Raw genomic sequence first — 26,253 nt, forward strand, 5'->3', positions numbered from 1 at the left:
GTCGCTTCAACGCTAACCCGGATTTTTGCCCCTGTTTTGTGTGCGCCCGCCTGCGCATGCGCGAGAGGAACAGACTATGACTGCACCGGCAACTTTGCCCAAACCGCTGAAGACCCGCATCAACCGCTTGGCGCACCTGCTGGGCACCCAGCACGCCGAGCGCGAGAGGGCCGCGATCATCGCCCGCCTGGTCGCCCTGCGCAAGAGCGGCGCCGGGTTTGCAGAGCTTGATGCCGAGCTATCCCGCCTGGAGGCAGCGAGCCAGGGGGCGGGCGCTTCCTGATTCTGGACGAACCGACCCGGGAAACCTCACCGGTTCCCCACGCGCAGAACATTTCTCCCGCCACGAACAAAATGATGACGCCCACCAGCCTCAAGCCCCGCCAACGCGCCTTCGTAGATGGTGTTCACCGTGGCCTGTCCCTGGCGGCGGCAGCCCGTCAAGCCGGCTACGCGGCCGGCAGCGCCAGGCAGACCGGCAGCAGGCTCATGCAGCACCCCGCCATCATCGAGGCCCTGGAGCGCCGCAGGGCGGGCTACACCGGCATGCCGCCCGTCACCGACGATCCCCGCGAGTTCTTGATCTGGTGCATGTACGACCTCGAGCTTTTGGGCATGCGTGAGCGCATCGGTGTGGCCGCGTTCCTCATGGCGTACCCCACGCGCGCCTGATGGCTTATCTTGAGGTGGCGCAGCTTGCGCCACTTTATCGAAGCCACCCCGAGGAACGCATCGGCCTGCGGATGCAGGCGGCCAAGGCGCTGTTGCCGTTCTGGCATAGGTGCGTCCACTAAAAACTCTCTTACATCCGCCGTTACATCGAGTGAAGGTAGGGCCTGAAAAGAGAAAAGCCCGCTACCGTTTGGATAGCGGGCTTTCCAGCAGCCATGCGGCTTTTTGTCTGGTGGCGCTTCACGGACTCGAACCGCGGACCTGTGGATTATGATTCCATCGCTCTAACCGACTGAGCTAAAGCGCCGAGCCCGCCATTATAGGCAGATTTTTGCGGGTTGTGGCAACGGGTTGGTTTGAAGCGCAGTCCCGCAGGTTGCGCGCCGATGCCGGGCGCCTGAGGCAGCCCCGCCTGCCGCTTTCGTTCGTACAAGGCTGGTGACAATGCACGCACCATGCAATTGCCGCCCGCCTTCGCCGATGCCGGCCGCCAGACCCTGGCGGACGACCAGCTGATGCTGGCCTATGCGGCCGGCGATACGGCCGCCTTCGACCTCCTGTACGCGCGCCACGAAGGCGCCTTGCTGCGCTTCGTGCGCCGGCTGCTCGGACCGCGGCTGGCGGCGCAGGCCGACGAGGTGTTCCAGGACACCTGGTTGCGCATCATCTCGGCGCGCGCCTCCTTTTCGCCGCAGGGCGCCAGCTGGCGCACCTGGGCTTTCACCATCGCCCACAACCTGGCCATGGACCGGCTGCGCGTGAGCGGGCGTGAGGTGACGATGGAGACCCACGGTGACGACGACGAGGAGGCGCCCGCACCCTGGCTGCGCGCAGCGGCCGGCGCCGCGGCGCAGCCCTCCGCCGAAGACCTGGCTTTCTGGCGTGCGGCGGGCCGCCGCCTGCTGGCCTGCCTGGACGAATTGCCGGCCGAGCAGCGCGCGGCCTTCCTGCTGCAGCACGAGGAAGGCCTGAGCGTGGACGCCTTGGCCCGGCAGCTGGGCCTGGGCTTCGAGACTGCCAAGAGCCGGTTGCGCTACGCCCTGCAGAAGCTGCGACCCTGCATGGCGCGCTACCTGTCGGTGCTGGAGGCCCACGCATGACGCCCGCCCCGCACAGCGGCGATCTGGCGCCCGACCCGCATCTGCGCCGCATGCTGGCCCATGCGCCCGATGCGCACGCCGATGCGAAGCCGGCTGCGGCCACGCGGGCGGCGATCCTTGCGGCGGCGCACCGCGCCGTGGCCCCAACCGGCGGGGCGGCACGGCCGGCCGCGGGCCTGTCGGCCTGGCTGCTGCATGGGCTGGACCGCCTGCTGCCGCGCGCTTCCGTGGCCTGGACGGGGGCACTGGCCACGGTCGTGCTGGCCACCTTCATCACGCTGATGTGGCAGGGCGAGCCGGTGCCGCAGGCGCAGCCGGACGCCGACCCCGGCTCGATGAGGAGCCGGGCGCCGACGACCGAGCGAGCGCCGGCGCCCGCAGCCGTGCCAGTGCCAGCGCCAGCGCCAGCGCCAGCGCCAGCGCCAGGACGGCCTTTGGCGCCGCCCGTGCCATCGACCGCACCCGCTGCGCCGCCTGGGGCCGAAATGACGGAGGCCGCGCAGGCCGAGCGGCGCGCGGCGGCAAGGACCGAGGCCGAAGCGGTGCGGGCCCCCTCGCGTGCGGATGCGGCGCCGTCCGCAGCGCCGCCGGCGCGTTCGCGCGCCCCCACACCCGCGCCTGCCCCAGAGGCCCCGGAGCGAGCGGGTGCAGCGGAAGGCCGAACGGCGGAGCGCGCCGAAGCACGCGCCAGCGCCGCCGCCCCGGCCGCGCCACCGCCGCCCGCCGCCCTTCAGGTGCCTCGAATGGCCGGGGCGCCGCCGCCTGCTGCCATCGCCGAGGCTGAACGCCGCGCGGCCGCATTGCCTCCTGGACTTGCCGCCCCTGCGCCTGCACCGGCTCCGGCTCCGGCTCCGCCAATTGCCCGTGCGCCCGAAGCGCCCCTGTCGAGGCGCGCCGAGCTGGCGCCCGCCGCGCCGCCTGTGGTCGGGGGCGCCGCGCGGGGCGCGCAGGAGTCCCTCGCCAGCGGACCGGCCGCAGCGTCCCGGGGCTCCCAGCCCTGGCAGCGCTGGACCCAGGTGCGTCTGGCCGACGCGCAGGGCCGGGCGCTGACGCTGGACCGGGCGCAGGCCGAGGACCTCACCGACCTGCTGTCGGCCGTGCTGCCGGCCGCCGCTGCGCCGGCGCGCGATGCCGCCTTGCCCGCAGCGGCCGACGGCCGGCTCACGCTGCTGCAGGACGGCCGGCCGCTGGGCACGCTGGAGCTGGGCGGCGCCGGCCTACGCTGGCACGCAGCCGGTGCAGCGCCCGTGTTCGCCGAGCCGCCGGCCGCGGCGCTGCAGGCCCTGCGTGCCTGGCTGGCGCAGGCGGCGAGCCGCGCGCGCTGAGCTTCGTCGCGCCGTCCGTCGCCCGCGCCGCGGTGCTCGACGAAAAAGGCCGCGCCCCCTAGGGTGCGCGGCCTTGGCAGAAGCGCGTCGGGCGGACTCGTCCAGAGGCCGCCCCCGCGCTTTCACTGGTGCTTGAAATCCGCCTTGCGCTTGTTCACGAAGGCGTCCATGCCTTCCTTCTGGTCGGCGGTGGCGAAGAGCGCGTGGAACAGCCGGCGCTCGAACATCACGCCGTCCGACAGGCCGCTCTCGAAGGCGCGGTTCACCGATTCCTTGGCCGCCATCACGGCGATCTGCGAGAAGTCGGCGATCGTGAGGGCCGCGCCCAGGGCCTCGTCCATCAGCTTGTCATAAGGCACCACGCGGCTCACCAGCCCGGCGCGCTCGGCCTCGGCGGCGTCCATCATGCGGCCCGTGAGCGCCATGTCCATGGCCTTGCTCTTGCCCACCGCGCGCGGCAGGCGCTGCGTGCCGCCGGCGCCGGGGATCACGCCCAGCTTGATCTCGGGCTGGCCGAACTTGGCGTTGTCGGCGGCGATGATGAAGTCGCACATCATGGCCAGCTCGCAGCCGCCGCCCAGGGCGAAGCCGCTCACTGCGGCGATCACCGGCTTGCGGATGGAGCGGATGGTTTCCCAGTTGCGCGTGATGTAGTCGCCCTTGTAGGCGTCGACGAAGCTGTACTTGGCCATGGCCCCGATGTCGGCGCCGGCGGCGAAGGCGCGTTCGCTGCCCGTGACGATGATGCAGCCGATGGCCTCGTCGGCGTCGAAGGCCTTCAGGGCCGCGCCCAGTTCGTCCATCAGTGCGTTGTTCAGCGCGTTCAGCGCCTTGGGGCGGTTGAGCGTGACGATGCCGACCTTGCCGGCTTCGGTGCGCACTTCGATGTTTTCGTAGCTCATGCGGTCTCCGGGGGGAAGAAAAACGGGAGGAGGGTCAGGGTGGGCGCTGCCGCCGGGGCAGGCGCCAAGCGGGCCCACTATACCCAGCACGGGGGTGCGTGCATCGACCATCATTTGAGAATTGTTCTTATCTAGAATGCCGCGCAGATGGAGTCGCCAATGGAAGAGCATGCCGTGTTGATGGGCGCCTATGCCAGGGCGCAGGAGCGCTGTTCGCGCCTGCTGGCCGAGCAGGCGTCGCAGAGTCGAAATCGCCGGCGGTCGCTACCTGCACCAGCGTGCCGACCTGCTCGAAACGGCCGACGAGGCGGCCATCGAGGCCAGCCTGCGCGCCGCCGACCTGGTGATCTGCCAGACCGGCTGTGTGAGCCACGGCGCCTGGTGGCGGGTGCAGGACCATTGCCGCCGCACGGGCAAGCCCTGCGTGATGGTCGGCGCCGAGGCACCGGCGGGGCAGGCCGCGCAGAAAGTGAAGTGGCTGCGCCGCGCGGATGAAGACGCGGCGCCGGCACCGGTCGGGAACGCGGGCTGAGCCCGGCCGCGCCGGCGGGGCTCAGCGCCGGTTGAGCAGCCAGGCCGAAAGCTTGGGCGCGTCCTGCGGCGCCAGGCGCAGCGTGTGCTGGGGCGCGGGCAGCGCGAGCGGCAGGCGCAGCAGGCGGCGGTCGCGGGCCACCAGCGCCGTGGCTTTCTTCGCGTCACCCAGGTACAGCCCCAGGTCGTCGAGCCTGCGCAGCCGCCAGCCCTCGGCCGCGCGGCCGCGGCCCGCGGGCAGTTCCACGCCCAGCCATTCGTCGCCGGCCGCGAAGCCCGCCTTCTCGGCCGCGCCGCCGCGCAGCACCACCTTGACCTGCACGCCGCCCGCGTCCTCGTCCACCCGCAGGCCCAGCGCCTGGGCGCGCTGCGCGGGTTCGTCGAGGGCGGCCACGCCGTGCGCCTGCAGCAGTTCGCGCAGCGGCAGTTCGTCGGTGCCATGCACCCATTGCGCCAGCTCGGGCGCGAAGGAGCGGCCGCCGACATCGGCCAGGGCCTGCGCGATGGCGGTCTCGTCGATGGGGCCGCCCTCGCTGCGCTTCCACAGCAGGCGCATCACGTCGTCCAGCGTGCCCGGGCCTTCGCTGCGCAGCGTCAGGTCCAGGCACAGCGCGACCAGCGCGCCCTTGGTGTAGTAGCTCACCGTGCTGTTGGGCGTCTGCGCATCGGGCCGGTAGTACTTGATCCAGGCGTCGAAGCTCGCTTCGGCCACCGATTGCACGAGGCGCCCCGGCGTCTGCAGCACCTGGTTGGCCGTCTTGTTGAGCAGCTTGACGTAGGTGGCGTCGTCGATGCGGTCCGCGCGGCGCAGCAGCAGGTCGTCGTAATAGCTGGTGAAGCCCTCGAAGAACCACAGCAGGCGGGTGTAGTTCTCCTGGGTGTAGTCGTAGCGCGCCAGCTCGGCCGGGCGCAGGCGCTTGACGTTCCAGGTGTGGAAGTACTCGTGGCTGATCAGGCCCAGCAGCGTGGTGTAGCCCTCGGCCTGCTTGGGCAGGCCCTTTTGCGGCAGGTCGGCGCGGGTGCAGATCAGCGCCGTGCTGTGCCGGTGTTCCAGGCCGCCGTAGCCGTCGCCCACGGCGTTGAGCATGAACAGGTAGCGGTCGTGCGGCGGGCGCTGCGCGGCATGGCGCGCATGCGCGTCGGCCCTGTCGCCGTGCCAGAAGCGCAGCTGCGTCTCGCAGATGGCCAGGGTGTCGGCGATCAGCCGGTCGCCGTCGAAGGCCGCGGTGGCACCGGCCACCACGAAGCGGTGCGGCACGCCCAGCACCTCGAAGTCGGCGCTCCAGAAGGCGCCCAGCTCCACGGGGCTGTCGGCCAGCTCGTCATAGTCGGCCGCCTGGTAGGTGCCGAAGCCGTGCCGGTCCGCCTTCAGCGGGCGCAGCGCGGTGGCGCATTGCCAGCGCTCGGCCGTCGCGCCGGCGGCGGGTGCGCCGACGTGCAGCGTGCAGGGCACCTCGGTCTGGCCTTCCACGCGCAGGCACAGGCTGGTGCCGTTGAAGAAGCCGCGCTGCGCATCGAGCCAGGCGGTGCGCACGGAGGGGTCGAAGGCGCAGACCTCGTAATGCAGCTCCAGCGGCTGGCCCGCCACGCCATCGATTTCCCACGTGGCCTTGTCGAGCTGCCGCACGGCGGGCTGGCGCCGGCCCTGCGTGGCGCGCAGCTTCTGCAGGTTCCTGGCGAACTCGCGCAGCAGGTAGCTGCCCGGGATCCAGGCCGGCAGGCTCACGCGCTGCGGGGCGGCGGGCGCCTCGATGCGCAGCGTGACGGCGTAGAGGTGGGCGTGCAGGTCGGCGCAGCGCACTGCGTAGTGCACGCCAGCGCCCGCGGGCTTTGCGGCGGCGGACGCGCGGGCGCGGCGGCGGGAGGCCGTTTGCGGCGCGGCCATCAGTTGGCGGCCGCCAGCATCTTCTCGACCTGCGCGGCGGGCAGGGCGCCCGGGGCGCGGCTGCCGTCCGCAAAGATCAGCGTCGGGGTGCCGGTGATGTTGTACTTGCGCCCGAAGGCCACGTTGCGTTCCAGCGCACTGGTGTCGCAGCTGGCGCTGGCCGGCTTCACGCCGTCCACCATCCAGGCGGTCCAGGCCCCGGCCTTGTCCTTGGCGCACCAGATGTCGCGCGACTTGGCCACCGAGTCCGAGCCCAGGATCGGGTAGAGGAAGAGGTAGACCGTCACGTCGTTCACGTTGCGCAGGTCCTTCTCGAAGATCTTGCAGTAGCCGCAGTTCGGGTCTTCGAACACGGCCAGCTTGCGCTTGCCGTTGCCGCGCACGATCTTGAAGGCGTCCTTGAGCGGCAACTGGTCGAACTTCACGGCGCTCAGTTCGGCCACGCGTTCCTCGGTCAGGTTCTTGCGGTTCTTCACGTCCAGCAGCGAGCCCTGCAGCAGGAAGCTGCCGTTCTCGTCGGTGTAGAACACGTCGAAGCCCACCCGCACTTCGTAAAGGCCCGGCATGGGCGCCTTGCGCACCTCGTCGATGTGGGCCAGCTGAGGGATGGAAGCGCCCAGGTTCTTGCGGATCTCCGCTTCGCCGGCATGGGCGCCGGGCAGCAGCAGCGAGGCGAGGGCCAGGGCCGCGAAGGCGGTGCCGGCCAGCCGGCGCCGGCCTGTGCGCAAGAGGGGGTGAGGGGCGGGGCGCGGGCGCGGTGCAGGGTCATGATGGGTTCTTGGTGGACGGGGCGCGCCCGAAGGTTCTCGGGGAAGGGCGGGCCGGAAGGTTCAGGCCAGGCCCATGGCCTGGCGCGCGACCCAGCGCTTGACCAGCGGCAGGCGGTCGAAGCCGCGCATGCCCCAGTTGCGCAACTGGGGCAGGGGCTGTGCGGTCTGCGAGAACAGCTGCTGCAGCCCGTCCGTGGCCAGGCCCATGGCCAGCACGTCGGCGCGGCGTGCGCGTTCGTAGCGGCGCAGCAGGCGGGCGTCGCCGGCGCTGCGCCAGTAATCGCGCTCCTTGAGCACGCGGGCCAGCTCGGCCACGTCCGCCAGGCCCAGGTTCAGCCCCTGTCCGGCCAGCGGATGCACGGTGTGGGCCGCGTCGCCGGCCAGCGCCCAGGCGCCGCCGCCCTGGTCGACGGGCAGGCGGCCCACCCAGCGCTCGGCCGTGGCGCGCTGCAGCGGCCAGGCCACGCGCGGGCTGGTCAGCGTCAGCGCACCCAGCGCGTCGGCGCAGGCGGCGCGCACGCCGTCGCAGAAGGCGGCTTCGTCCTGGGCGACCAGCCCGGACGTGCGGAACTGCTCCACGGACCAGACCAGCGCCACCTCGTGGCCGGCCTCGCCGCCCAGCGGCAGCAGCGCCAGCACCTCGCCGCGGTCGTTGAACCACTGGCGCGCCACGGCGCCGTGCGGCAGCTCGGCGCGCAGCCGCGTGGCGATGGCCTGCTGCGGATAGCGGGTCACGTCGTAGGCCACGCCCAGCGCCTCGCGCGTGGCGCTGGCCTTGCCTTCGCAGATCACCGTCAGCGCGGCCTTCACGGGCTCGGCCACCACGTCCACCTGCGGCGAGAAGCGCACGGCCTCGGCCAGCCGGGCCTCGAGCGCGGGCACGTCCACGATCCAGGCCAGCGCATCCACCGCCTGCTGGCCGGCCTCGAAATGCACGCGGCCGCCGTCATCGCCATGCACCAGCATCTCGCGCACGGCGGTCGCGTGGTCGGCGTCGGGCCAGGCGCGCAGCGATTCGAGCAGCCGCTGCGAGCGGGCGTTGAGCGCGTAGGCGCGCACGTCCTCGGGCCGCGGCCCTTCGCGCGGCGGCGCCACCAGGGCCACGCGCACGCGCTCGCGCGCCAGCAGCAGCGCCAAAGTGTGGCCGACGATGCCGGCGCCGCGGATGCAGACCTCGGGGGGAAGAGCCATGCGGGCATTGTAGAAGTGGGCCTGCCGTGCTGCAGCGCCGCAGCCCCAGGGCCTTGCCGGTGGATGCGGCCATTGCGAGGCCCTTTCACCGCTGCGTCCACAATGCGCGCTGTTCTCTGCCTGCCGCCGATGCCATGAGCTTTCAAGACGCCGCTTCCGTCACCGAATTCGACCTGCGCGCCACCATCGCGCGGCTGATCGTCTACCCGGTCAAGTCCTGCGCGGGCGTGGACCTGCCCGAATCGCTGCTCGTCGAGACCGGCCTGGAGTTCGACCGCGCCTGGATGGTGGTGGACGAGGCCGGCGAATTCGTGAGCCAGCGCGAGCTGCCGCGCATGGCGCTGATCCGGCCGCAGATGAAGCACACCGAGATGGTGCTGCGCGCGCCCGGCATGCTGGCGCTGCACATCGCCTACGACCGCGTGGAAGCGCCGGTGCAGGCCACCGTCTGGAAGGACACCGTGGCCGCCTTCGACATGGGCGACGTGGCGGCGCAGTGGTTCAGCGATTTCCTGTCGGCGCCCGGCCACCCGAGAAAGCTGCGGCTGGTGCGCTTCGACCCCGCGCACAGGCGCCTGTCCAGCCGCAAATGGACGGGCGAGGTGGAGGCCGAGGTGCAGTTCGCCGACGGCTTCGCCTTGCTGGTGGCCGGCGACGGCTCGCTGGCCGAACTGAACGAACGCCTGGCCGCGGCGGGCCATGGCCCCGTCGGCATGGAGCGTTTCCGCCCCAACATCGTGCTGGCCGGGGTGGCGCCGCATGACGAAGACCGGCTGGAGATGATGCACGTGCGCACCGGCGAAGGCGTGGCGCGGCTGCAGCCCGTCAAGCCCTGTTCGCGCTGCCCCATCCCTGACATCGACCCCGCCACGGCCGCCAGCAGCCCCGAAGTGGGCGACACGCTGCGCAGCTACCGCGCCGACCCGCGCGTGGACGGCGCGATCACCTTCGGCATGAACTTCATCGTGCGCGAAGGGGTGGAGCACCTGCTCAAGGTGGGGCAGGTGGTGCAGGCGAACTACCGTTTCGATTGAGCGCTGCGGGCGCTGGCGGCGGCGCCCGCGCGTGGGGCGGCTCGTAGAATCGCGGGTTTCCCTGCGTCCCTGGAACCGTCATGAGCCTCCAATGCGGCATCGTCGGCCTGCCCAATGTCGGCAAGTCCACCCTTTTCAATGCGCTGACCAAGGCGGGCATCGCGGCCGAGAACTACCCCTTCTGCACGATCGAGCCCAACACCGGCGTGGTGGAGGTGCCTGATCCGCGCCTGGCGCAGCTGGCCGAGATCGTGAAGCCCGAGCGCATCGTGCCGGCCATCGTCGAGTTCGTGGACATCGCCGGCCTGGTGGCCGGCGCCAGCACGGGCGAAGGCCTGGGCAACAAGTTCCTGGCGCACATCCGCGAGACGGATGCCACGGTCAACGTGGTGCGCTGCTTCGAAGACCCGAACGTGGTGCACGTGGCCGGCCGCGTCGACCCCATCGCCGACATCGAGGTGATCCAGACCGAGCTGTGCCTGGCCGACCTGGCGACGGTCGAGAAGGCCTTGCAGCGCCACGTGAAGGTGGCGCGCTCGGGCGACAAGGACGCGCAGAAGCTGGTCGGCCTGCTGGAGCGCTGCCAGGGCGCGCTGAACGAGAACACGCCCGTGCGCGCGCTCGAGTTCACCAAGGAAGAGCGGCCGCTGGTCAAGAGCTTCAGCCTGATCACGGCCAAGCCCGCGATGTTCGTGGCCAACGTGGCTGAGGACGGTTTCGAGAACAACCCGCTGCTGGACCGGCTGACCGAGTACGCGACCCGGCAGGGTGCGCCCGTGGTCGCCATCTGCGCCAAGATCGAGGCCGAGTTGTCCGAGATGGACGAGGAAGACCGCCAGATGTTCCTGGCCGAGCTGGGCCAGGAAGAGCCGGGCCTGAACCGGCTGATCCGCGCGGCGTACAAGCTGCTGGGCCTGCAGACCTACTTCACGGCCGGCGTGAAAGAAGTGCGCGCCTGGACCATCCGCGTCGGCGACACCGGTCCGCAGGCCGCGGGCGCCATCCACACCGATTTCGAGAAGGGCTACATCCGCGCCCAGACCATCTCCTTCGACGACTACATCGCCTACAAGGGCGAGCAGGGCGCCAAGGATGCGGGCAAGATGCGCGCCGAAGGCAAGGATTACGTCGTCAAGGATGGCGACGTGATGAACTTCCTGTTCAGTTCCTGAGCGGCTTCGGCCCGGCGCGGCGCCGCTGTCAGGCGGTGCGCGCCAGCACCAGGGCCGACACCCGCGCGGCCCCGGCATCGCGCAGCGCCTGTGCGGCGCTGGACAGCGAGGCGCCGGTGGTCATCACGTCATCGACCAGCAGCAGGCGCGCGCCACGGACCTCGGCAGCGCGCAGCGGATCGACGGCGAAGGCGCCGCGCAGGTTGCGCAGACGCTGCGCGCGGTTCAGGCCGCTCTGCGCGGGCGTGTCGCGCAGCCGCAGCAGCAGCCGCGCATCGACGCGGTCCGGCGCCAGGCGGCGCGCCAGTTCCAGCGACTGGTTGAAGCCGCGTTCGCGCAGCCGGCGCGCATGGAGCGGCATGGGCAGCACGCGGTCGGCGCCTTCCAGCGCCTGTTCGGCCCAGGGCATGCTGTGCATCAACAAGGCCAGCGGCGCCGCCCAGCCGGCCTGGCCCTCGAACTTGAAGCGTCCGATGCAGTCCGTCCAGGGCCAGTCGTAGTCGCAGGCGGCCAGGCAGAGGTCCAGCGGCAGCGGGTGGCGCAGGCATTCGCCGCACCGGGCCACGCCGGCCGGCACGCGCAGCGCGCAGCTGCGGCAGCGCGGCACGGGCTGGGCGAAGCGCGCCACGCAGGCGTCGCACAGCACGCGCGCCGGCCAGGCATGGCACACCGCGCATGTGCTGGGCAGGGCGCCCAGCCAGGCGCCCGCGCGGCGCGCAAGGCCATGGGCGGCGGCAAGCAGGGGCATGGGGTGCTCAATATACTGGCGCCCCTTGTCCGCCGCCCGGGGCGCGCAGGCGTTTTCGCCAAGTCTTGCGCACGGGAACACCGGCGTGGAAGCGCCGGCCGCGGCGCTGCCCCCGATTCCGTCCTTCTTCCGATGCCCTCCACCCCTGAACGCCGACCGCCCAGCCTCGACGCCGTGGCGGCGCAGCGCTGGGCGCGGCGCGCGGCCGGCGACGCCTCGCCCTGGCTGCACGAGGAGGTGGGCCGGCGCATGGAAGAGCGGCTGCAGTGGATCAAGGCGCAGCCGCGCCATTGGGCCGACTGGTCGCCGCTGCGCGGAGGCCGCGAGGCGCATGCCCGGGTGGCGCAGCGCTACCCCAAGGCCCAGGGTTGGCTGATCGAGCCCGAGCCCAGCCTGCACGCGGCCACCGCCCAGGCCTTCGGCACCGCGGGTGCCTGGTGGAAGCCGCAGCGCTGGCTGGGCGGCAGCGCCCCGTCTTCGGTGCTGGCGCGCGTACCCGAAGGCGGCGTGGACCTGCTGTGGGCCAACATGGCGCTGCACATGGCGGCCGACCCCGAGGCGCTGATCGCCGAATGGCACCGCGGCGTGGCGGTGGACGGCTTCCTGATGTTCTCCTGCCTGGGGCCCGACACCCTGGGCGAGCTGCGCGCGCTCTACCAGGCGCAGGGCTGGCCGCCGCCGGACCATGACTTCACCGACATGCACGACTGGGGCGACATGCTGGTGCATGCCGGATTCGCCGAGCCGGTGATGGACATGGAGCGCGTGGTGCTGACCTGGTCCACCCCCGAGGCCGCGCTGGCGGAACTGCGCGGTCTGGGCCGCAACCTGCATGCGCAGCGCTTCGGCGCGCTGCGCGGCCGGGCCTGGCATGCGCGGTTGCGCGAGGCGCTGGAGGGCTTGCGCCAGCCCTCGGACGGCCGCATCGCCCTGACTTTCGAGATCATCCACGGCCATGCGTTCCGGCCCGCGGCCCGGGTGGCGCTGGCGCCCGAAAGCGCGGTGCCGCTGGGCGACATGCGGGCCATGCTGCGCGGCCGGCGGCCCTGAGGCGCGGGGCGCGGCCCGCCCTCGCTGGCTCCGCGTGGGCCTGGTGGCGCCCGCGCATGCGCTGCGTCTGAAGGCCCCGCCAGGCGCCGAAGCAGGCGTCGCGCAGCGGACGCCATGGGGTTGTGCCCTGTGCTGGATCAAAGAAACGCGTGGCTACAATGCAAAGCTGCGTGAACCTCGGGGGATGGTCCCCTGACCCCTGACCGCCCGGGATCACCCCGTGCCCCGGGCCGCATCCCCGATTTGCAGAACTCGCCTGTGCCGAATCCTGTGTTTCGCTTCGCCACCGTTTCGGGCCAGAACGTGCACTGGTTCCTGAAGCGCAACTGCTCGATCACGCCGAGCCAGTTGGGCTGGCTCTATGCCTCGCTGTGCGCCGTCTCGTTGGGGATCGGTACCGTCTTCTGGCTGCAGGGGGCTCACCTGGTGCTGCCGCTGGCCTGGCTGGAACTGCTGGCCGTGGGCATTGCCTTTCTCCTTTACGCCCGCCATGCCACCGATGGCGAGCGCATCGCGCTGCAGGAAGGGCGCCTGATCGTCGAGCTCGAAACCGCGGGCACCGTCGAGCGGGCCGAATTCCTGCCGCACCAGGTCCGGGTCGAGCCGAGGGACAGCGACCGCTCGCTGATCGAGGTCTCGGACCGGGGGCGTTCCGTGCAGGTGGGGCGCTACGTGCGCCCCGAGTTGCGCGCCGCGCTGGCGAGGGAGATCCGCATGGCCTTGCGCGGCGCCTGAGGCGCCGCACGGGCCCGCGTCTGCGGTGCCAGTGGATTGTTTGGAAGCCTTGAAGAAGTGAACACGATGAAGAGCATTTGGAGCAAGCCGGCATCGATGGTGCTGGCGGCCGGCGCGGCGTTCAGCGGCGCGGCCCATGCCGTGAACGATCTGCCGGGTGGCCCGGCCGTGCGTCAACTCAACCTTCCCGTGGGTGTGACCAAGGTCGCCGAGGAGCAGTACGCCCTGCACTGGGCGCTGATGATCCTGTGCACGGTGATCTTCGTCGGCGTCTTCTCGGTCATGTTCTATTCGATCTGGAAGCACCGCAAGTCGGTGGGCCACAAGGCGGCCAACTTCCATGAATCGGTGGTGGTCGAGGTCATCTGGACCGTCATCCCGTTCATCATCGTGATCCTGATGGCGCTGCCGGCCACCAAGCTGCTGGTCGCGCAGAAGGACACCACCAACGCCGACCTGACCATCAAGGTCACCGGCTACCAGTGGAAGTGGGGCTACGACTACCTCAACGGCGAGGGCGAGGGCCTTTCCTTCATTTCCACGCTCGACAGCTCGCATCGCGCGATGTCTGATGCGGGCGCCAAGGGCGAAGTTCCCGCCGATTACCTGCTCAAGGTCGACAACCCGCTGGTGGTGCCCGAGAAGCAGAAGATCCGCATCATCACCACCGCCAACGACGTGATCCACGCCTTCGCGGTGCCGCAGTTCGGCATCAAGCAGGACGCGATCCCCGGCTTCGTGCGCGACACCTGGTTCCGTGCCGAACGCACGGGTGACTTCTACGGCCAGTGCCAGGAACTGTGCGGCAAGGAACATGCCTACATGCCCATTCACGTGAAGGTGGTCTCGGCCGCCGAATACACGGCCTGGGTGGACACCAAGCGCAAGGAAGCCGCGGCCAAGCTGGACGACCCGAACAAGGTCTGGACGCTGCCCGAGATCCTGGCGCGCGGCGAGCGCGTGTACGCCGCCAACTGCGCGGCCTGCCACCAGGCCAACGGCAAGGGCGCCGGCCCCATCAAGCCGCTGGACGGCGCGGCCGTGGTGCTGGACGAAGACCACAGCAAGCAGATCCAGGTGCTGCTCAAGGGCCAGAACAACGGCGCGATGCCGTCGTGGGCCCAGCTGAGCGACACCGACATCGCCGCCGTGGCGAGCTACACCAAGAACAGCTGGTCGAACAAGACGGGCCAGATCGTGCAGCCGGCCGAAGTGCTGGCCCAGCGTGGCAAGTAAGCCGCGGCCGACGAAGAACAGTCAAGGAAGACAGTCCCCATGAGCGCAGTCCTCGATCCTCACGGCCACGCCTCGCACGGCGACCACGCACACGACGAGCACCACGACCATCCGCACGGCTGGCGCCGCTGGCTGTTCGCCACCAACCACAAGGACATCGGCACGCTGTACCTGCTGTTCAGCTTCACGATGCTGATGGTGGGCGGCGTGCTGGCGCTGCTGATCCGCGCCGAGCTGTTCCAGCCCGGCCTGCAGCTGGTGAACCCCGAGCTGTTCAACCAGTTCACCACCATGCACGGCCTGATCATGGTGTTCGGCGCCATCATGCCGGCCTTCGTGGGCTTCGCGAACTGGATGATCCCGCTGCAGATCGGCGCCTCCGACATGGCCTTCGCGCGCATGAACAACTTCAGCTTCTGGCTGATGATTCCTGCCGCGATCATGCTGGTGGCCTCGTTCTTCATGCCCGGCGGCGCGCCCGCGGCCGGCTGGACGCTGTACGCGCCGCTGACGCTGCAGATGGGCCCGTCCATGGACGCCGGCATCTTCGCGATGCACATCCTGGGCGCCTCGTCCATCATGGGCTCGATCAACATCATCGTGACCATCCTGAACATGCGCGCCCCGGGCATGACGCTCATGAAGATGCCGATGTTCTGCTGGACCTGGCTGATCACAGCCTACCTGCTGATCGCCGTGATGCCCGTGCTGGCCGGCGCGATCACGATGACGCTGACCGACCGCCACTTCGGCACCAACTTCTTCAACCCCGCGGGCGGCGGAGACCCGGTGATGTACCAGCACATCTTCTGGTTCTTCGGCCACCCCGAGGTCTACATCATGATCTTGCCGGCCTTCGGCATCATCAGCCAGATCGTGCCGGCCTTCGCGCGCAAGAAGCTGTTCGGCTACGCCTCCATGGTGTACGCCACCAGCTCGATCGCCATCCTGTCCTTCATCGTGTGGGCGCACCACATGTTCACGACCGGCATGCCGGTCACGGGGCAGCTCTTCTTCATGTACGCGACCATGCTGATCGCGGTGCCCACGGCGGTGAAGATCTTCAACTGGATCGCCACCATGTGGCAGGGCTCGATGACCTTCGAGACGCCCATGCTGTTCGCGGTCGGCTTCATCTTCGTGTTCACCATGGGCGGTTTCACCGGCCTGATCCTGGCCGTGGCGCCGGTGGACATCCAGCTGCAGGACACCTACTACGTCGTGGCCCACTTCCACTACGTGCTGGTGGCCGGCTCGCTGTACGCCATGTTCGCGGGCGTGTACTACTGGCTGCCCAAGTGGACCGGCGTGATGTACAGCGAGGCGCGCGGCAAGCTGCATTTCTGGTGGTCGCTGATCTCCTTCAACGTCACCTTCTTCCCGATGCACTTCCTGGGCCTGGCCGGCATGCCGCGCCGCTATGCGGACTATCCGATGCAGTTCGCCGACTTCAACGCGGTGGCCACGGTGGGTGCCTTCTTCTTCGGCTTCGCGCAGGTCTATTTCTTCCTGTTCATCGTGCTGCCCGCCATGCGCGGCAAGGGTGAGCCGGCGCCGCAGAAGCCGTGGGAAGCCGCCGAAGGCCTGGAGTGGGAAGTGCCCTCGCCGGCGCCCTTCCACACCTTCGAGACCCCGCCCAAGCTGGACGCCACGGCGACCAAGATCGTGGCCTGAACCGCCGCACGCCCGCAGACTCCATGACGCCCGAGCAGAAGCGCAACAACCGCCGCATGGCCATCACGCTGGCGTCCATCGCCGTGATGTTCTTCATCGGCTTCATCGTGCGCATGGTTTGGCTGGGCCGCTGAGCAAGGAGCTGGCATGTCCCTCGGTCGAACCCTGCGCCGCGAGAACGTCCGCCTGGTGGGCAAGCTGGCCGTGGTGGCGGCCGGCATGTTCGCCTTCGGCTATGCGCTGATCCCCATCTACAAGCACGTGTGCGAGGCGCTGGGCATCAACGTGCTCTCGCGCAACGAGTTGCAGGTGCCCGGCGGGGCGAAGGGCGGCGCGGCCGTGCGCGTGCCCGACAACACGCAGGTCGACCGTTCGCGCTCCATCGTGGTGGAGTTCGACGCCAACGTGCGCGGCCCGTGGGACTTCAAGCCCGAGCGCCGGTCCATGGTCGTGCACCCGGGCGAGCTGAACACGGTGATGTACGAGTTCCAGAACGTGCAGAACCGCCGCATGGCCGCGCAGGCCGTGCCCAGCTATGCGCCGCGCCAAGCCACGGCCTACTTCAACAAGCTCGAGTGTTTCTGTTTCAGCGAGTACACGCTGGAAGCGGGCGAGAAGAAGCAATGGCCGGTGGCCTTCGTGATCGATCCGCGGATCTCGAAGGATGTGAAGACGATCACCTTGTCGTACACCTTCTTCGAGGTCGGCGGGCGCACGCCGGCCGCGCCCACGGCCGCGGTCGCGGCACCGGCCGCGAAGGAGCCCCAGTCATGAAGGCGGCGCCCGAGCGCAAGCGGGCCGAGGAGGCGCCCGCCAAGGGGTCCCTCTGGCGCACCGTTTCGGCGGTGGCCTGGGGCTTCTTCGGCGTGCGCAAGAACAGCGAATACCAGAAAGACATCGCGCGCCTGTCGCCGCTGCACATCATTGCGGTCGGCTTCGTGGCCGTGCTGGTGTTCATCGGCGTGCTGGTCGCGCTGGTGAAACTGGCGGTGGCGGGTTGAGGCACGCCCCCATCGCCGCGAATGCAGAGCCATCCAGAGAAGAGAAAAGCCCAGGAGCTGACATGAGTTCGACGACCCACGGTGCCACGCCCTATTACTTCGTGCCCGGACCTTCGCGGCATCCGCTGATGGCAGCCATCGGGCTGTTCTTCGTGATCCTCGGCGCCGGCCAGTGGGTCAACGGCCATGCCTGGGGCGCCTATTCGCTGGCCTTCGGCCTGCTGTGGTGGTTCGTGGTTCTCTACCAGTGGTTCGGCGATGCCGTGCGCGAGAGCGAGGGCGGCCAGTATGGTCACAAGATCGACCTCTCCTACCGCTGGAGCATGAGCTGGTTCATCTTCTCGGAGGTGATGTTCTTCGGCGCCTTCTTCACCGCCCTGTGGTGGACGCGCACCCACGCCCTGCCCAACCTGGGCAGCCTGGACAATGCCCTGCTGTGGCCCGACTTCAAGGCCGTCTGGCCCACCCTGCAGGCCGGCGCGACCGGCTCGCCGGCCGGCATCATCGAGCCCTTCCAGACCGTCGGTCCCTTCTGGCTGCCGACCATCAACACCGCGCTGCTGCTGACCTCGGGCGTGACGCTGACCATCGCGCACCACGCGCTGCGGGCCGACCACCGCGCGCAGGCCGTGCGCTTCATGTGGTTCACCGTGATCCTGGGCATCATCTTCCTGTGCGTGCAGGGCTACGAGTACTTCCACCTCTACACCGATCTGAACCTCAAGCTCAGCTCGGGCGCCTACGGCTCCACCTTCTACATGCTGACCGGCTTCCACGGCCTGCACGTGTTCGTGGGCATGCTGATGCTGCTGTTCATCACCCTGCGCCTGCAGCGCGGCCACTTCACGCCCGAGCGCCACTTCGGCTTCGAGGGTGCGGCCTGGTACTGGCACTTCGTGGACGTGGTGTGGCTGGGCCTGTACATCCTGGTCTACTGGATGTGAGGCGGGGCGGCCGGGGCCGCCCGCAGTCGGCGGCCGCGGTCCGGCCCAGGAAAAAAGCGCCGTGAGGCGCTTTTTTCATTCGGCGCAGCCGGGCAGGCCGCGGAAGTCCGCGGGCCTCACTTGCCGACCGGCAAGCCGCCTGGCTGGATGTAGCCCAGCTTCCAGGCGATGAGAATGCAGAGGAACAAAAGGACCGAGAGTCCGATCCGAACGGTGAGTGCGCGCGCCATGCCGCCCCCCTTGCCTGCGCCCTTCTGGCTGTTGCCGCGCAGCATGTGAAACAAGGCCCAGGCCAGGCTCCCCAGGATGCCGACGAAAGCCAGGGCAACAAGGTATTTCATGATTCTGATTATCGGCCGCGCGTTTTCCCTGCGGCCATCGCCCTGTTGTTGCCATGCGTGAGATCGAGTTGACGAGCGACGGCACCCCGAAGCGCCCCATGGGCCTGCGCTTCTGGGTCATCACCGTGGCCGCGCTGGCCCTGATCGCACTGACCGTCTCCCTGGGCCGCTGGCAGCTGGCGCGCGCGGCCGAGAAGGAAGCGCGCGCCGCCCGCATCGAGGCCCAGCGCGCACACCCGCCGCTCGACTGGACGGGCCTGCAGGCGGTGGAGGACATCCGTACCGAAATGGACCGCCTGGTGCGCCTGCGCGGGCTGTGGGTGCCCACGCGCACGGTGTACCTGGACAACCGGCAGATGCATGGCCGCCCCGGCTTCTATGTGCTCACGCCTTTCGCCGTGGAAGGCACCGAGCAGACGCTGATGGTGCAGCGCGGCTGGGTGCCGCGCAATTTCCAGGACCGGATGCAGTTGCCCGAGGTGCAGACGCCGCCCGGGCTGGTGGAGATCACGGCGCGCATCGCGCCGCCGCCCGCGCAGCTTTTCCAGCTCGGCAAGGAGGAGGGCGCGCCGCCCCCCGCCGAGGCGGATGGGCAGGCGCCACCCTCGACCGACGCGTCCAGCAGTCCGCCCGCGCCCTCCGCGAGCGACCCCGCCGCAGCCGCAGCCGCGCCGGGGGCATCGCGCATCCGGCAGAATCTGGCGCTCGACGCCTTCCGCGTCGAAACCGGCCTCCCGCTGCGCGTGGATCTGTCCTTGCAACAGGTCGGCCCCGCGTCCGAAGGGCTGGACCGCGAATGGCCCGCCCCGGCGCTCGGCATCGAGAAGCACTACGGCTACGCCTTTCAGTGGTTCGGTCTAGCGACCCTCGTCACCGTCCTGTATGTCTGGTTCCAACTCATCGCCCCCCGCCGCCGCCGTGGCTGACGAGCCCCTGGGCCTGACCGTGCACAACCTGCCCACGCCGCGCGAGGCGATGCAGGAAGTCGACCCCGCGCGCCGCACGCGCGTGGGCCGCTGGAAGATGCTGGCGGTGCTGCTGTGCTGCGCGGCGCCGGTGATCGCGTCCTACTTCACCTACTACGTGATCCGCCCCGAAGGCCGCAGCGTCTTCGGCCAGCTCATCGATCCGCAGCGCCCGGTGCCGCCACTGCCGGCGCGCACGCCCGCGGGCGAGACGGTGAACCTGCAGTCGCTCAAGGGCCAGTGGCTCCTCGTGGCGGTGGCCGACGCCGCCTGCGACGCGCTGTGCGAGCAGCAGCTGTACCTGCAGCGGCAGCTGCGCGAGGTGGTGGGCCGCGAAAAGGACCGCATCGACCGCGTCTGGCTGGTGACCGACGATGCCCCGGTGCCCGACCGTCTGGCCAACGGCCTGCACGGCGCCACGGTGCTGCGCGTGCCGCGCGAAGCCCTCGCGCAATGGCTGCAGCCGGAGGCCGGGCACACGCTGGCCGAGCATCTGTTCGTGGTCGACCCCATGGGCAACTGGATGATGCGCTACCCGGCGCGCATGGACATGAAGGCGGCCGGCAAGGCCAAGCGCGACATCGACCGCCTGCTGCGTGCCTCTTCCTCCTGGGACAACGCCGGCCGATGAGCGACGCCCAACCCCTCTACGACCTGGCGCCCATCGCCTGGCTGCTGGGCGTGGGCGCGCTGATCGCGCTCGGCCCGGTGCTGTGGATCTGGCGCCGCAACGCGGGCGCCGGGGCCGCGCGGCGGCTGCATGCGCTCACCGTGCTCACGCTCTTCCTGACCTTCGACCTCACGCTCTTCGGCGCCTTCACGCGGCTGACCGATTCGGGCCTGGGCTGCCCCGACTGGCCGGGCTGCTACGGCAACGCCAGTCCCTTCGGCGCGCGGCACGAGATCGCGATGGCCCAATCGGCGCAGCCGACCGGCCCCGTCACCCATTCCAAGGCCTGGATCGAGATGGTGCACCGCTACCTGGCCACCGGGGTGGGGGCGCTGATCCTGGTGCTGGCGCTGGCGACCGGGTGGGCGCGGCGCGCGCAGCGGCGCACGCTGCACCGCGCGCCGGACGCCGCCGTGCTCAGCACCTGGTGGCCGGCGGCCACGCTGGTCTGGGTGTGCGTGCAGGGCGCCTTCGGCGCACTCACCGTGACCTGGAAGCTCTATCCGGCCATCGTCACGCTGCACCTGCTGGGCGCGGTACTGCTGCTGGCGCTGCTGTGCATCCAGGCCGTGCGCTATCAGCAGGTGGCACAGCAGCGCTTGCCCGTGCCGGTGCCCGGCGCCTTGCGCGCGCTGCTCGGCGCGGCGCTCGTGCTGCTGGTGCTGCAGATCGCCCTGGGTGGCTGGGTCAGCACCAACTACGCGGTGCTGGCCTGCACCGAATTCCCGGCCTGCCAGGGCAGCTGGTGGCCCCCCATGAACTTCCGCCAGGCCTTCGAGATCTGGCGCGAGCTGGGCGTGGACCGCTCGGGCACGCCCATCGAATTCGCCGCGCTCACGGCCATCCACTACACGCACCGGCTCGCGGCCTATGCCGTGTTCGCCGTGCTGATCGTGCTGGTGTGGCGCCTGGCGCGGGTGGCGGCGCTGCGCCAGCAGGCCCGCTGGCTGGGCGGACTGGCGCTGCTGCAACTGGCCACGGGCCTGGGCAACGTGCTGCTGGGCTGGCCGCTGGCCGCCGCCGTGCTGCACACCGGCGGCGCGGCCGCCATGGCCGTGGTGCTGACCTGGGCCTGGTGCGAAAGCCGCCGCGCGCCCCAGCCGCAGTCGGGGCGGCAGCCGGCGCCCGCCGCACCAGCGTCGGCCGCGTCCTTGTCTTCGGGAGTGCATTCATGAGTGCCGCCGCGCCTGCCGTCAGCACCCCTGTGCTGCGCCAGTTCTACCAGCTCACCAAGCCCAAGGTGGTGCAGCTGATCGTCTTCTGCGCCCTGATCGGCATGGCGCTGGCCATCCCGGGCCTGCCCACCGCCGAGCAGTGGCTCACGCTGGCGATGGCCTGCCTGGGCATCTGGCTGGTGGCGGGGGCGGCCGCGGCCTTCAACTGCCTGGTCGAGAAGGGCATCGACGCCAAGATGAAGCGCACCGCGTGGCGGCCGACCGCACGCGGCGAACTCAGCGATGGCCAGACCCTGGTCTTTTCCACCGGCCTGTGCGCGCTGGGCTCGGCCCTGCTGTGGTTCACGGTCAATCCGTTGACCATGTGGCTGACCTTCGCCACCTTCGTCGGCTATGCGGTGATCTACACCGTGGTGCTCAAGCCGCTCACGCCACAGAACATCGTGATCGGCGGCGCGTCGGGCGCCATGCCGCCGGTGCTGGGCTGGGCGGCCATCCGCGGCGACGTGGGGCCCGAGGCGCTGATCCTCTTTCTCATCATCTTCCTGTGGACGCCGCCGCATTTCTGGGCGCTGGCGCTGTACCGCGTGGAGGACTACCGCAAGGCCGGCCTGCCCATGCTGCCGGTCACGCATGGCAACGCGTTCACGCGCCTGCAGATCCTGCTCTACACGCTGATCCTGTTCGCGGCCTGCCTGCTGCCCTTCATCTACGGCATGAGCGGCTGGCTGTACCTGGCCGTGGCTTTCGCCGTGAGCATCGGCTTCTGCGCCTACGGCTTCGCGCTGTGGCGCAGTTATTCCGACGCGCTCGCGCGCCGCACCTTCCGCTTCTCGCTCATCCACCTCAGCGTGCTGTTCGCGGCGCTGCTGATCGACCACTACCTCCGATGAACAAGACATGGCTTCCACGCGCCGGCGCTGCGCCAGCTCGGCGGCCCGAGGGCGCGGCGCTTGACCCGGCGCCACCCAGCGGACCACGAAGACGCGCCCTGCACCTGCTCGCGCGCGGCGCCGGCGCGGCCGGTGCGCTGGCGCTGCTGGGCCTGGCGGGCTGTTCGGAAGCCAAGCCCAGCTTCAACGCCATCGACCTCACGGGCGCGGACTATGCGCGCGACTTCAGGCTGACCGACATGAACGGCCGCGAGCGCACGCTGGCCGACTTCAGGGGCAAGGTGGTCGCGGTGTTCTTCGGCTTCGCGCAGTGTCCGGACGTGTGCCCCACGACCATGCTGGAGATGAAGCAGATCAAGGACAAGCTGGGCGCCGACGGCGACAAGCTGCAGGTGATCTACATCACCGTGGACCCGGCGCGCGACACGGCCGAGGTGATGAAAGCCTACATGGAAGCCTTCGATCCCGGCTTCCTGGCGCTGATCCCCACGGCCGAGCAGCTCGCCGCCACGGCCAAGGACTTCAAGGTCTACTACAAGAAGGTGGACGGCAAGACGCCCGGCAGCTACACCATGGACCATTCGGCCGCCACCTACCTGTACGACCCGCAGGGCCGCTTGCGCCTCTACGCGCGCTACGGCACGCCGGTGGACGCCATGGCGGCCGACATCCAGGCCTTGCTCAAGCAGGGTTGAAGGCGCGGCGCCTGCCATGGTCGAACACCTGCGCGCCCGCAAGGGCGCCTTTCGCATCGCGCTGATTCCGGCCGAGGTGCTGGACGCGTTGAACGACGGCCTGCTGGAAACCGTCAACCTCAACGAGTTCCTGGCGCTGGACGTGGCGCGCCTGTCGCGGGCCGTGGCCGCGCAGGTCGGCCTCGATCCGGCGCACGAACGCCTGGCCGACACGCTGGCCATGCTCGAGGCCTTCAAGCCCATGCAGCGCCACACGCACATCGCACGGGCGCTCTACGACATGACCGCTGCCCATGCGCAGCGCGATGCGGTGGCGCACCGGCTGGCCACGCACGCGAGCGACGCCGCGCGCAGCTGGGCCGTGCAGTGGCTGCAGTTCGCGGGGCAGCCGCTGGTCGACCGCCTGCAGGCGGTGCACCGCTTCGCGGCCGACCCGCATTTCGGCGTGCGCGAATTCGCCTGGATGGCCGTGCGCGACGGCGTGATCGCCGACCTGGACGGCGCCCTGGCTGCGCTGCAGCCGTGGGTGGCGGATGCCGATGAGAACATCCGCCGCTTCGCCAGCGAGCTCACGCGCCCGCGCGGCGTCTGGTGTGCGCCCATCAAGGCGCTGGGGGCCGAGCCCTGGCGTGCCCTGCCGCTGCTGGAGCCGCTGCGCGCCGACGGCAGCCGCTACGTGCAGAACTCGGTGGCCAACTGGCTCAACGACGCGAGCAAGAGCCAGGGCGCCTGGGTGCGCGAACTGGGCGCGCGCTGGCTGGCCGAAAGCCCGACGCCGGCCACGCGCTACATCGTCAAGCGGGCATTGCGCACGCTGGACAAGCCGGCCCGCGCCGTGGCCGAAGTGGATGCCGACGACGCCTGAAAAGACGAAACCCGGCACGCAGCCGGGTTCGTTCGAGGTGCGGAACCGCTCTCGCGGCACCTGAAGAAGGTCTCAGGCGTATTCCGCCAGCGCCTTCTTCATCTTCTTCATCGCCGCCACTTCGATCTGGCGGATGCGCTCGGCCGAGACGCCGTAGTCGGCGGCCAACTCGTGCAGCGTCATGCCGCCCGAGCCGTCGTCGTTCACCTTGAGCCAGCGCTCTTCCACGATGCGGCGGCTGCGCGCGTCCAGCGCTTCCAGCGCGGTGGCGATGCCGTCGGTGGACAGGCGGTCGCGCTGGCGCGATTCCAGCTGCGCCGTGGGCTCCTGCGTCGCGTCGGCCAAGTAGGCGATGGGGCCGAAGCTCTCTTCGCCGTCGTCGGCCGGGCCGGGGTCGAGCATCACGTCACCGCCCGACAGGCGGGTCTCCATCTCGATCACTTCCTCGCGCTTGACGTTGAGCTGCTGCGCGACCTGATCGATCTCGTCGGTGTTCAGCGTCTCGCGGTGGGTGTCGGCGTCCAGGGCCGCGGCATCGGCCTTGAAACCCTGCTTCATCGAGCGCAGGTTGAAGAACAGCTTGCGCTGGGCCTTGGTCGTCGCGACCTTGACCATGCGCCAGTTCTTCAGGATGTACTCGTGGATCTCGGCCTTGATCCAGTGCATGGCGTAGCTCACCAGACGCACGCCCTGGTCGGGGTCGAAACGCTTCACGGCCTTCATCAGGCCGACGTTGCCTTCCTGGATCAGGTCGCCGTGCGGCAGGCCATAGCCCAGATACTGGCGCGAGATGGAAATGACCAGGCGCAGGTGCGACAGCACCAGCGCGCCGGCCGCTTCGAGGTCGTTGTGGTCCCGCAGGCGGCGTGCATAGCCCTGCTCTTCCTCGAGCGTGAGCAGCGGCAGCCGGTTGGCGGCGGAAATGTACGCATCCAGATTGCCAAGCGAGGGCACCATGGCCCACGGGTTGGCCACGGCCAACTGGTTGGCAGCAGGGGCTCCGGACAGGCTTGTCATTCGGGTTTCTCCTTGGTAGCGGGGCATGTTAGCACTCGGTTAGAGAGAGTGCTAAACCAGCGGTTCCCCAATAATAAAAGGGGCGTTGATAGTTTTGTTTGATGGCCGGATGCGGCGAAAGTTCCGCGGCGCGCCGGCGAGGCCAGGGCTGAGGCTTCAGTCTAGGGACGGGCTGCGGGCCGGGTGTCAGAAGATGCCGCCTGGGCAGGGGTGGGCGGGAAATCGGTGCATGAAAGGATTGTGAAGGCCCGCCAGGGCGCATGAACGCGCGACGGATGAACTGTTTGTTGCGACGCCGGAAACAATCGGGCCTCAGCGGCCGGGTGCGCAAGCCCAGCGGCTGCCGCGCCGCCGCCGCCACCGGGCTCAACGACGTCGGGCGCGTGCCATCAGCACCAGGCCCAGGGTGGCCAGGCCCGCCGCCGCCGCCCAGCCCCGCGGCGACAGGCGCCGTGCGTCGCGAAATCCGCCTTCGACGGCGTGCGTGCGCGAGCCTTCGAACAGGTTGCCCGCATCCGGCACGGCCGGCTTGGCGGCCGCCAGGGCGCGCCGCGTGAGGAGACCCATCACGCGCGCCACCGCATCCGGGGCCAGCGCATGCGCGAAGATGCCGGGCAGCGCCGGCGCACCCATATAGGTCTTCGCGCGCGGGCGCGGGCTGGCGCTCAGTTCCACCAGCACGCGCGCCACCCGCTGCGGCTCGATCAGCGGCGCGGGCGGGCTCACCTGCCGGCCGCTGTAGTTGGCGCCATGCCGCATGCCCGGGCTGTCGACGAAGGTGGGATAGACCTCGCACACGTGCACGCCGGGGGCATCGGTGAGTTCGCCGCGCAGCGCCTCGGAAAAGCCCCGCAGACCGAACTTGCTGGCGGTGTAGGCGGCCGCATAGGGCGTCGGAATCCAGCCTCCCACCGAGATCATGTGGATGAGCGTGCCCCGGCCGCGCCGGCGCATCGCACCCAGGATGGCGTGCGCGCCATGCAGGTGGCCCAGCAGGTTGGCCTCGATCACGCGGCGGTGCGCGTCGAGCGGCGTTTCCTCGAAGCCGCCCACGGCGCCGACGCCGACGTTGCTGATCCACACGTCCACCGGTCCGAAAGCCTCCAGCGCCTGGTGGGCCAGCGCCTTCACGCCCTGCGGGTCGGTCACGTCGGTGGGAACGGCCAGCGCCTGGCCGCCCCGGGCTCCGCACTGCAGCACCAGGGCGTCCAGCGCCTGCGCGGAACGCGCGGCCAGCACCAGCCGGGCGCCTTCGGCCGCCATCGCGAGCGCGGTGGCGCGGCCGATGCCGCTCGATGCGCCGGTCAGGACGATGGTCTTGCCGGCCAGCCGCGGGCGCACGGTGAAGGGCGGCGGGCTTGTCGCGCCGTTCGTGCGGGCGCGGTCAGGGGCGGGGGAATCCGGGATCATGGGGAGCACTCCTTGGCAACGGGGCATGGCTTCGGCGATGCATGGGTTCGCGCAAGATCGCCCGGCGCCCGCCGGGGGACTGCCCGCGGCCACGCTGTGCACGCGTCGGACGGGCGCGCCGACCCGCGGCCCGGGCGCCGTGGCGCTTCGCGCGTGGACGAAAAAACGCCCGCCCGGGTGGGCGGGCGAATGGCCCGGCATGCGGGCCGACCACGAAGGCGGGAGACGGTTGTGCCGACGGGCGCGGGCGGC

General features: G+C 70.2%; 28 protein-coding genes, 1 tRNA gene and 1 pseudogene. 21 read left to right on the forward strand and 9 right to left on the reverse strand.

All coding sequences use genetic code 11. From position 1 onward, the window contains the following. Nucleotides 1–76 precede the first annotated feature (76 nt). Together LG388_RS15725 and LG388_RS15730 are read left to right on the forward strand one after the other, a co-directional pair. Nucleotides 77–283 (forward strand): hypothetical protein, encoded by a 207-nt coding sequence (locus tag LG388_RS15725; RefSeq protein WP_225783689.1) that lies wholly within the window; start codon nucleotides 77–79, stop codon nucleotides 281–283. A 71-nt stretch (nucleotides 284–354) separates the two neighbouring features. Continuing rightward, nucleotides 355–672, forward strand: coding sequence for a terminase small subunit (locus LG388_RS15730; RefSeq protein WP_225783690.1), 318 nt, complete (start codon nucleotides 355–357; stop codon nucleotides 670–672). Nucleotides 673–902: 230 nt separating this feature from the next. On the opposite strand, the gene LG388_RS15735 is transcribed toward LG388_RS15730, so the two are convergent. After that, a tRNA-Met gene (locus tag LG388_RS15735) sits at nucleotides 903–979 on the reverse strand. 148 nt (nucleotides 980–1,127) lie between these two features. Between LG388_RS15735 and LG388_RS15740 the strand changes: the two genes are divergently transcribed. Together LG388_RS15740 and LG388_RS15745 are read left to right on the forward strand one after the other, a co-directional pair. Continuing rightward, nucleotides 1,128–1,772, forward strand: a complete 645-nt coding sequence (locus LG388_RS15740) for a sigma-70 family RNA polymerase sigma factor (protein WP_225783691.1) — start codon at nucleotides 1,128–1,130, stop codon at nucleotides 1,770–1,772. Beyond that, nucleotides 1,769–3,097: a hypothetical protein gene (locus tag LG388_RS15745; protein ID WP_225783692.1), complete on the forward strand. Its 1,329-nt coding sequence runs from the start codon at nucleotides 1,769–1,771 to the stop codon at nucleotides 3,095–3,097. The genes LG388_RS15740 and LG388_RS15745 overlap by 4 nt, the downstream gene beginning before the upstream one ends. Before the next feature lie 122 nt (nucleotides 3,098–3,219). Here LG388_RS15745 and LG388_RS15750 read toward each other — a convergent pair whose 3' ends face one another. Beyond that, nucleotides 3,220–3,999 (reverse strand): enoyl-CoA hydratase, encoded by a 780-nt coding sequence (locus tag LG388_RS15750; protein ID WP_225783693.1) that lies wholly within the window; start codon nucleotides 3,997–3,999, stop codon nucleotides 3,220–3,222. Nucleotides 4,000–4,300: 301 nt separating this feature from the next. On the opposite strand from LG388_RS15750, the pseudogene LG388_RS15755 reads away from it, so the two are divergent. After that, nucleotides 4,301–4,531, forward strand: a pseudogene (locus tag LG388_RS15755) (DUF2325 domain-containing protein); the annotation flags it as partial. A 21-nt stretch (nucleotides 4,532–4,552) separates the two neighbouring features. On the opposite strand, the gene LG388_RS15760 reads toward LG388_RS15755, so the two are convergent. The 3 genes from LG388_RS15760 to LG388_RS15770 form a co-directional block, all read right to left on the reverse strand. Next, nucleotides 4,553–6,415, reverse strand: a complete 1,863-nt coding sequence (locus tag LG388_RS15760) for a M61 family metallopeptidase (protein WP_225783694.1) — start codon at nucleotides 6,413–6,415, stop codon at nucleotides 4,553–4,555. Continuing rightward, a complete protein-coding gene (locus LG388_RS15765) occupies nucleotides 6,415–7,122 on the reverse strand; it encodes a DsbC family protein (protein ID WP_225784397.1) in 708 nt (235 codons plus the stop codon). Before LG388_RS15765 ends, LG388_RS15760 begins: the two co-directional genes overlap by 1 nt. A 123-nt stretch (nucleotides 7,123–7,245) precedes the next feature. Further along, on the reverse strand, nucleotides 7,246–8,376 hold the full coding sequence (locus LG388_RS15770) for an FAD-dependent monooxygenase (RefSeq protein WP_225783695.1): 1,131 nt from the start codon (nucleotides 8,374–8,376) through the stop codon (nucleotides 7,246–7,248). 134 nt (nucleotides 8,377–8,510) lie between these two features. On the opposite strand from LG388_RS15770, the gene LG388_RS15775 reads away from it, so the two are divergent. Together LG388_RS15775 and ychF are read left to right on the forward strand one after the other, a co-directional pair. Next, complete coding sequence (locus LG388_RS15775) at nucleotides 8,511–9,410, forward strand: MOSC domain-containing protein (protein ID WP_225783696.1); 900 nt, start codon at nucleotides 8,511–8,513, stop codon at nucleotides 9,408–9,410. An 80-nt stretch (nucleotides 9,411–9,490) separates the two neighbouring features. Continuing rightward, nucleotides 9,491–10,582 carry a redox-regulated ATPase YchF gene (gene ychF, locus LG388_RS15780; protein WP_225783697.1) on the forward strand — a complete coding sequence of 364 codons (1,092 nt, stop codon included), beginning with the start codon at nucleotides 9,491–9,493 and terminating at the stop codon, nucleotides 10,580–10,582. 28 nt (nucleotides 10,583–10,610) lie between these two features. On the opposite strand, the gene LG388_RS15785 is transcribed toward ychF, so the two are convergent. Next, nucleotides 10,611–11,330: a ComF family protein gene (locus LG388_RS15785; RefSeq protein ID WP_225783698.1), complete on the reverse strand. Its 720-nt coding sequence runs from the start codon at nucleotides 11,328–11,330 to the stop codon at nucleotides 10,611–10,613. 132 nt (nucleotides 11,331–11,462) lie between these two features. Between LG388_RS15785 and LG388_RS15790 the strand changes: the two genes are divergently transcribed. From LG388_RS15790 to LG388_RS15825, 8 genes are all read left to right on the forward strand, one after another. Continuing rightward, a complete protein-coding gene (locus tag LG388_RS15790) occupies nucleotides 11,463–12,380 on the forward strand; it encodes a biotin synthase (RefSeq protein ID WP_225783699.1) in 918 nt (305 codons plus the stop codon). A 258-nt stretch (nucleotides 12,381–12,638) separates the two neighbouring features. Next, nucleotides 12,639–13,115 (forward strand): DUF2244 domain-containing protein, encoded by a 477-nt coding sequence (locus LG388_RS15795; protein WP_225783700.1) that lies wholly within the window; start codon nucleotides 12,639–12,641, stop codon nucleotides 13,113–13,115. Nucleotides 13,116–13,181: 66 nt separating this feature from the next. Further along, entirely contained in the window at nucleotides 13,182–14,351 is a 1,170-nt protein-coding gene (coxB, locus tag LG388_RS15800; protein WP_225783701.1) for a cytochrome c oxidase subunit II, read from the forward strand. Nucleotides 14,352–14,390: 39 nt separating this feature from the next. Beyond that, entirely contained in the window at nucleotides 14,391–16,025 is a 1,635-nt protein-coding gene (ctaD, locus tag LG388_RS15805) for a cytochrome c oxidase subunit I (RefSeq protein ID WP_225783702.1), read from the forward strand. 23 nt (nucleotides 16,026–16,048) lie between these two features. After that, nucleotides 16,049–16,159: a cytochrome oxidase small assembly protein gene (locus LG388_RS15810; protein ID WP_225783703.1), complete on the forward strand. Its 111-nt coding sequence runs from the start codon at nucleotides 16,049–16,051 to the stop codon at nucleotides 16,157–16,159. Nucleotides 16,160–16,172: 13 nt separating this feature from the next. Then, nucleotides 16,173–16,799, forward strand: a complete 627-nt coding sequence (locus tag LG388_RS15815) for a cytochrome c oxidase assembly protein (protein ID WP_225783704.1) — start codon at nucleotides 16,173–16,175, stop codon at nucleotides 16,797–16,799. After that, nucleotides 16,796–17,026 carry a DUF2970 domain-containing protein gene (locus tag LG388_RS15820; RefSeq protein WP_225783705.1) on the forward strand — a complete coding sequence of 77 codons (231 nt, stop codon included), beginning with the start codon at nucleotides 16,796–16,798 and terminating at the stop codon, nucleotides 17,024–17,026. Before LG388_RS15815 ends, LG388_RS15820 begins: the two co-directional genes overlap by 4 nt. 62 nt (nucleotides 17,027–17,088) lie before the next feature. After that, nucleotides 17,089–17,970 (forward strand): cytochrome c oxidase subunit 3, encoded by an 882-nt coding sequence (locus LG388_RS15825; protein ID WP_225783706.1) that lies wholly within the window; start codon nucleotides 17,089–17,091, stop codon nucleotides 17,968–17,970. Nucleotides 17,971–18,086: 116 nt separating this feature from the next. Here LG388_RS15825 and LG388_RS15830 read toward each other — a convergent pair whose 3' ends face one another. Then, nucleotides 18,087–18,311 (reverse strand): twin transmembrane helix small protein, encoded by a 225-nt coding sequence (locus tag LG388_RS15830; protein WP_225783707.1) that lies wholly within the window; start codon nucleotides 18,309–18,311, stop codon nucleotides 18,087–18,089. A gap of 53 nt (nucleotides 18,312–18,364) precedes the next feature. On the opposite strand from LG388_RS15830, the gene LG388_RS15835 reads away from it, so the two are divergent. The 6 genes from LG388_RS15835 to LG388_RS15860 are packed head-to-tail and all read left to right on the forward strand — an operon-like array spanning nucleotide 18,365 to nucleotide 23,574. Continuing rightward, nucleotides 18,365–19,237, forward strand: coding sequence for an SURF1 family protein (locus LG388_RS15835; RefSeq protein WP_225783708.1), 873 nt, complete (start codon nucleotides 18,365–18,367; stop codon nucleotides 19,235–19,237). Further along, nucleotides 19,194–19,907: a hypothetical protein gene (locus LG388_RS15840; protein ID WP_225783709.1), complete on the forward strand. Its 714-nt coding sequence runs from the start codon at nucleotides 19,194–19,196 to the stop codon at nucleotides 19,905–19,907. Before LG388_RS15835 ends, LG388_RS15840 begins: the two co-directional genes overlap by 44 nt. Further along, nucleotides 19,904–21,121, forward strand: coding sequence for a heme A synthase (locus LG388_RS15845; protein WP_225783710.1), 1,218 nt, complete (start codon nucleotides 19,904–19,906; stop codon nucleotides 21,119–21,121). The genes LG388_RS15840 and LG388_RS15845 overlap by 4 nt, the downstream gene beginning before the upstream one ends. Then, a complete protein-coding gene (gene cyoE, locus LG388_RS15850) occupies nucleotides 21,118–22,014 on the forward strand; it encodes a heme o synthase (protein ID WP_225783711.1) in 897 nt (298 codons plus the stop codon). The genes LG388_RS15845 and cyoE overlap by 4 nt, the downstream gene beginning before the upstream one ends. Then, nucleotides 22,011–22,709: an SCO family protein gene (locus tag LG388_RS15855; protein WP_225783712.1), complete on the forward strand. Its 699-nt coding sequence runs from the start codon at nucleotides 22,011–22,013 to the stop codon at nucleotides 22,707–22,709. The genes cyoE and LG388_RS15855 overlap by 4 nt, the downstream gene beginning before the upstream one ends. Nucleotides 22,710–22,725: 16 nt before the next feature. Next, complete coding sequence (locus LG388_RS15860; protein WP_225783713.1) at nucleotides 22,726–23,574, forward strand: DNA alkylation repair protein; 849 nt, start codon at nucleotides 22,726–22,728, stop codon at nucleotides 23,572–23,574. Between the two features lie 72 nt (nucleotides 23,575–23,646). Here the strand turns inward: LG388_RS15860 and rpoH are convergent, their stop codons facing one another. After that, a complete protein-coding gene (gene rpoH, locus LG388_RS15865) occupies nucleotides 23,647–24,591 on the reverse strand; it encodes an RNA polymerase sigma factor RpoH (protein ID WP_225783714.1) in 945 nt (314 codons plus the stop codon). 366 nt (nucleotides 24,592–24,957) lie between these two features. Further along, a complete protein-coding gene (locus LG388_RS15870) occupies nucleotides 24,958–26,001 on the reverse strand; it encodes an SDR family oxidoreductase (protein ID WP_225783715.1) in 1,044 nt (347 codons plus the stop codon). Between the last annotated feature and the right edge of the window lie 252 nt (nucleotides 26,002–26,253).

The organism is Xenophilus sp. Marseille-Q4582 (assembly GCF_916700565.1).
In the GTDB taxonomy this organism is placed as follows: domain Bacteria; phylum Pseudomonadota; class Gammaproteobacteria; order Burkholderiales; family Burkholderiaceae_C; genus Xenophilus.

What these genes read in the sequence shown, in the direction of transcription:
- LG388_RS15725 (WP_225783689.1), top strand. Translation starts at nt 77, where the DNA reads ATGACTGCACCGGCAACTTTGCCCAAACCGCTGAAGACCCGCATCAAC.
- LG388_RS15730 (WP_225783690.1), top strand. Translation starts at nt 355, where the DNA reads ATGATGACGCCCACCAGCCTCAAGCCCCGCCAACGCGCCTTCGTAGAT.
- LG388_RS15740 (WP_225783691.1), top strand. Translation starts at nt 1,128, where the DNA reads ATGCAATTGCCGCCCGCCTTCGCCGATGCCGGCCGCCAGACCCTGGCG.
- LG388_RS15745 (WP_225783692.1), top strand. Translation starts at nt 1,769, where the DNA reads ATGACGCCCGCCCCGCACAGCGGCGATCTGGCGCCCGACCCGCATCTG.
- LG388_RS15750 (WP_225783693.1), bottom strand. Translation starts at nt 3,999, where the DNA reads ATGAGCTACGAAAACATCGAAGTGCGCACCGAAGCCGGCAAGGTCGGC.
- LG388_RS15760 (WP_225783694.1), bottom strand. Translation starts at nt 6,415, where the DNA reads ATGGCCGCGCCGCAAACGGCCTCCCGCCGCCGCGCCCGCGCGTCCGCC.
- LG388_RS15770 (WP_225783695.1), bottom strand. Translation starts at nt 8,376, where the DNA reads ATGGCTCTTCCCCCCGAGGTCTGCATCCGCGGCGCCGGCATCGTCGGC.
- LG388_RS15775 (WP_225783696.1), top strand. Translation starts at nt 8,511, where the DNA reads ATGAGCTTTCAAGACGCCGCTTCCGTCACCGAATTCGACCTGCGCGCC.
- ychF (WP_225783697.1), top strand. Translation starts at nt 9,491, where the DNA reads ATGAGCCTCCAATGCGGCATCGTCGGCCTGCCCAATGTCGGCAAGTCC.
- LG388_RS15785 (WP_225783698.1), bottom strand. Translation starts at nt 11,330, where the DNA reads ATGCCCCTGCTTGCCGCCGCCCATGGCCTTGCGCGCCGCGCGGGCGCC.
- LG388_RS15790 (WP_225783699.1), top strand. Translation starts at nt 11,463, where the DNA reads ATGCCCTCCACCCCTGAACGCCGACCGCCCAGCCTCGACGCCGTGGCG.
- coxB (WP_225783701.1), top strand. Translation starts at nt 13,182, where the DNA reads ATGAAGAGCATTTGGAGCAAGCCGGCATCGATGGTGCTGGCGGCCGGC.
- ctaD (WP_225783702.1), top strand. Translation starts at nt 14,391, where the DNA reads ATGAGCGCAGTCCTCGATCCTCACGGCCACGCCTCGCACGGCGACCAC.
- LG388_RS15810 (WP_225783703.1), top strand. Translation starts at nt 16,049, where the DNA reads ATGACGCCCGAGCAGAAGCGCAACAACCGCCGCATGGCCATCACGCTG.
- LG388_RS15815 (WP_225783704.1), top strand. Translation starts at nt 16,173, where the DNA reads ATGTCCCTCGGTCGAACCCTGCGCCGCGAGAACGTCCGCCTGGTGGGC.
- LG388_RS15820 (WP_225783705.1), top strand. Translation starts at nt 16,796, where the DNA reads ATGAAGGCGGCGCCCGAGCGCAAGCGGGCCGAGGAGGCGCCCGCCAAG.
- LG388_RS15825 (WP_225783706.1), top strand. Translation starts at nt 17,089, where the DNA reads ATGAGTTCGACGACCCACGGTGCCACGCCCTATTACTTCGTGCCCGGA.
- LG388_RS15830 (WP_225783707.1), bottom strand. Translation starts at nt 18,311, where the DNA reads ATGAAATACCTTGTTGCCCTGGCTTTCGTCGGCATCCTGGGGAGCCTG.
- LG388_RS15835 (WP_225783708.1), top strand. Translation starts at nt 18,365, where the DNA reads ATGCGTGAGATCGAGTTGACGAGCGACGGCACCCCGAAGCGCCCCATG.
- LG388_RS15840 (WP_225783709.1), top strand. Translation starts at nt 19,194, where the DNA reads ATGTCTGGTTCCAACTCATCGCCCCCCGCCGCCGCCGTGGCTGACGAG.
- LG388_RS15845 (WP_225783710.1), top strand. Translation starts at nt 19,904, where the DNA reads ATGAGCGACGCCCAACCCCTCTACGACCTGGCGCCCATCGCCTGGCTG.
- cyoE (WP_225783711.1), top strand. Translation starts at nt 21,118, where the DNA reads ATGAGTGCCGCCGCGCCTGCCGTCAGCACCCCTGTGCTGCGCCAGTTC.
- LG388_RS15855 (WP_225783712.1), top strand. Translation starts at nt 22,011, where the DNA reads ATGAACAAGACATGGCTTCCACGCGCCGGCGCTGCGCCAGCTCGGCGG.
- LG388_RS15860 (WP_225783713.1), top strand. Translation starts at nt 22,726, where the DNA reads ATGGTCGAACACCTGCGCGCCCGCAAGGGCGCCTTTCGCATCGCGCTG.
- rpoH (WP_225783714.1), bottom strand. Translation starts at nt 24,591, where the DNA reads ATGACAAGCCTGTCCGGAGCCCCTGCTGCCAACCAGTTGGCCGTGGCC.
- LG388_RS15870 (WP_225783715.1), bottom strand. Translation starts at nt 26,001, where the DNA reads ATGATCCCGGATTCCCCCGCCCCTGACCGCGCCCGCACGAACGGCGCG.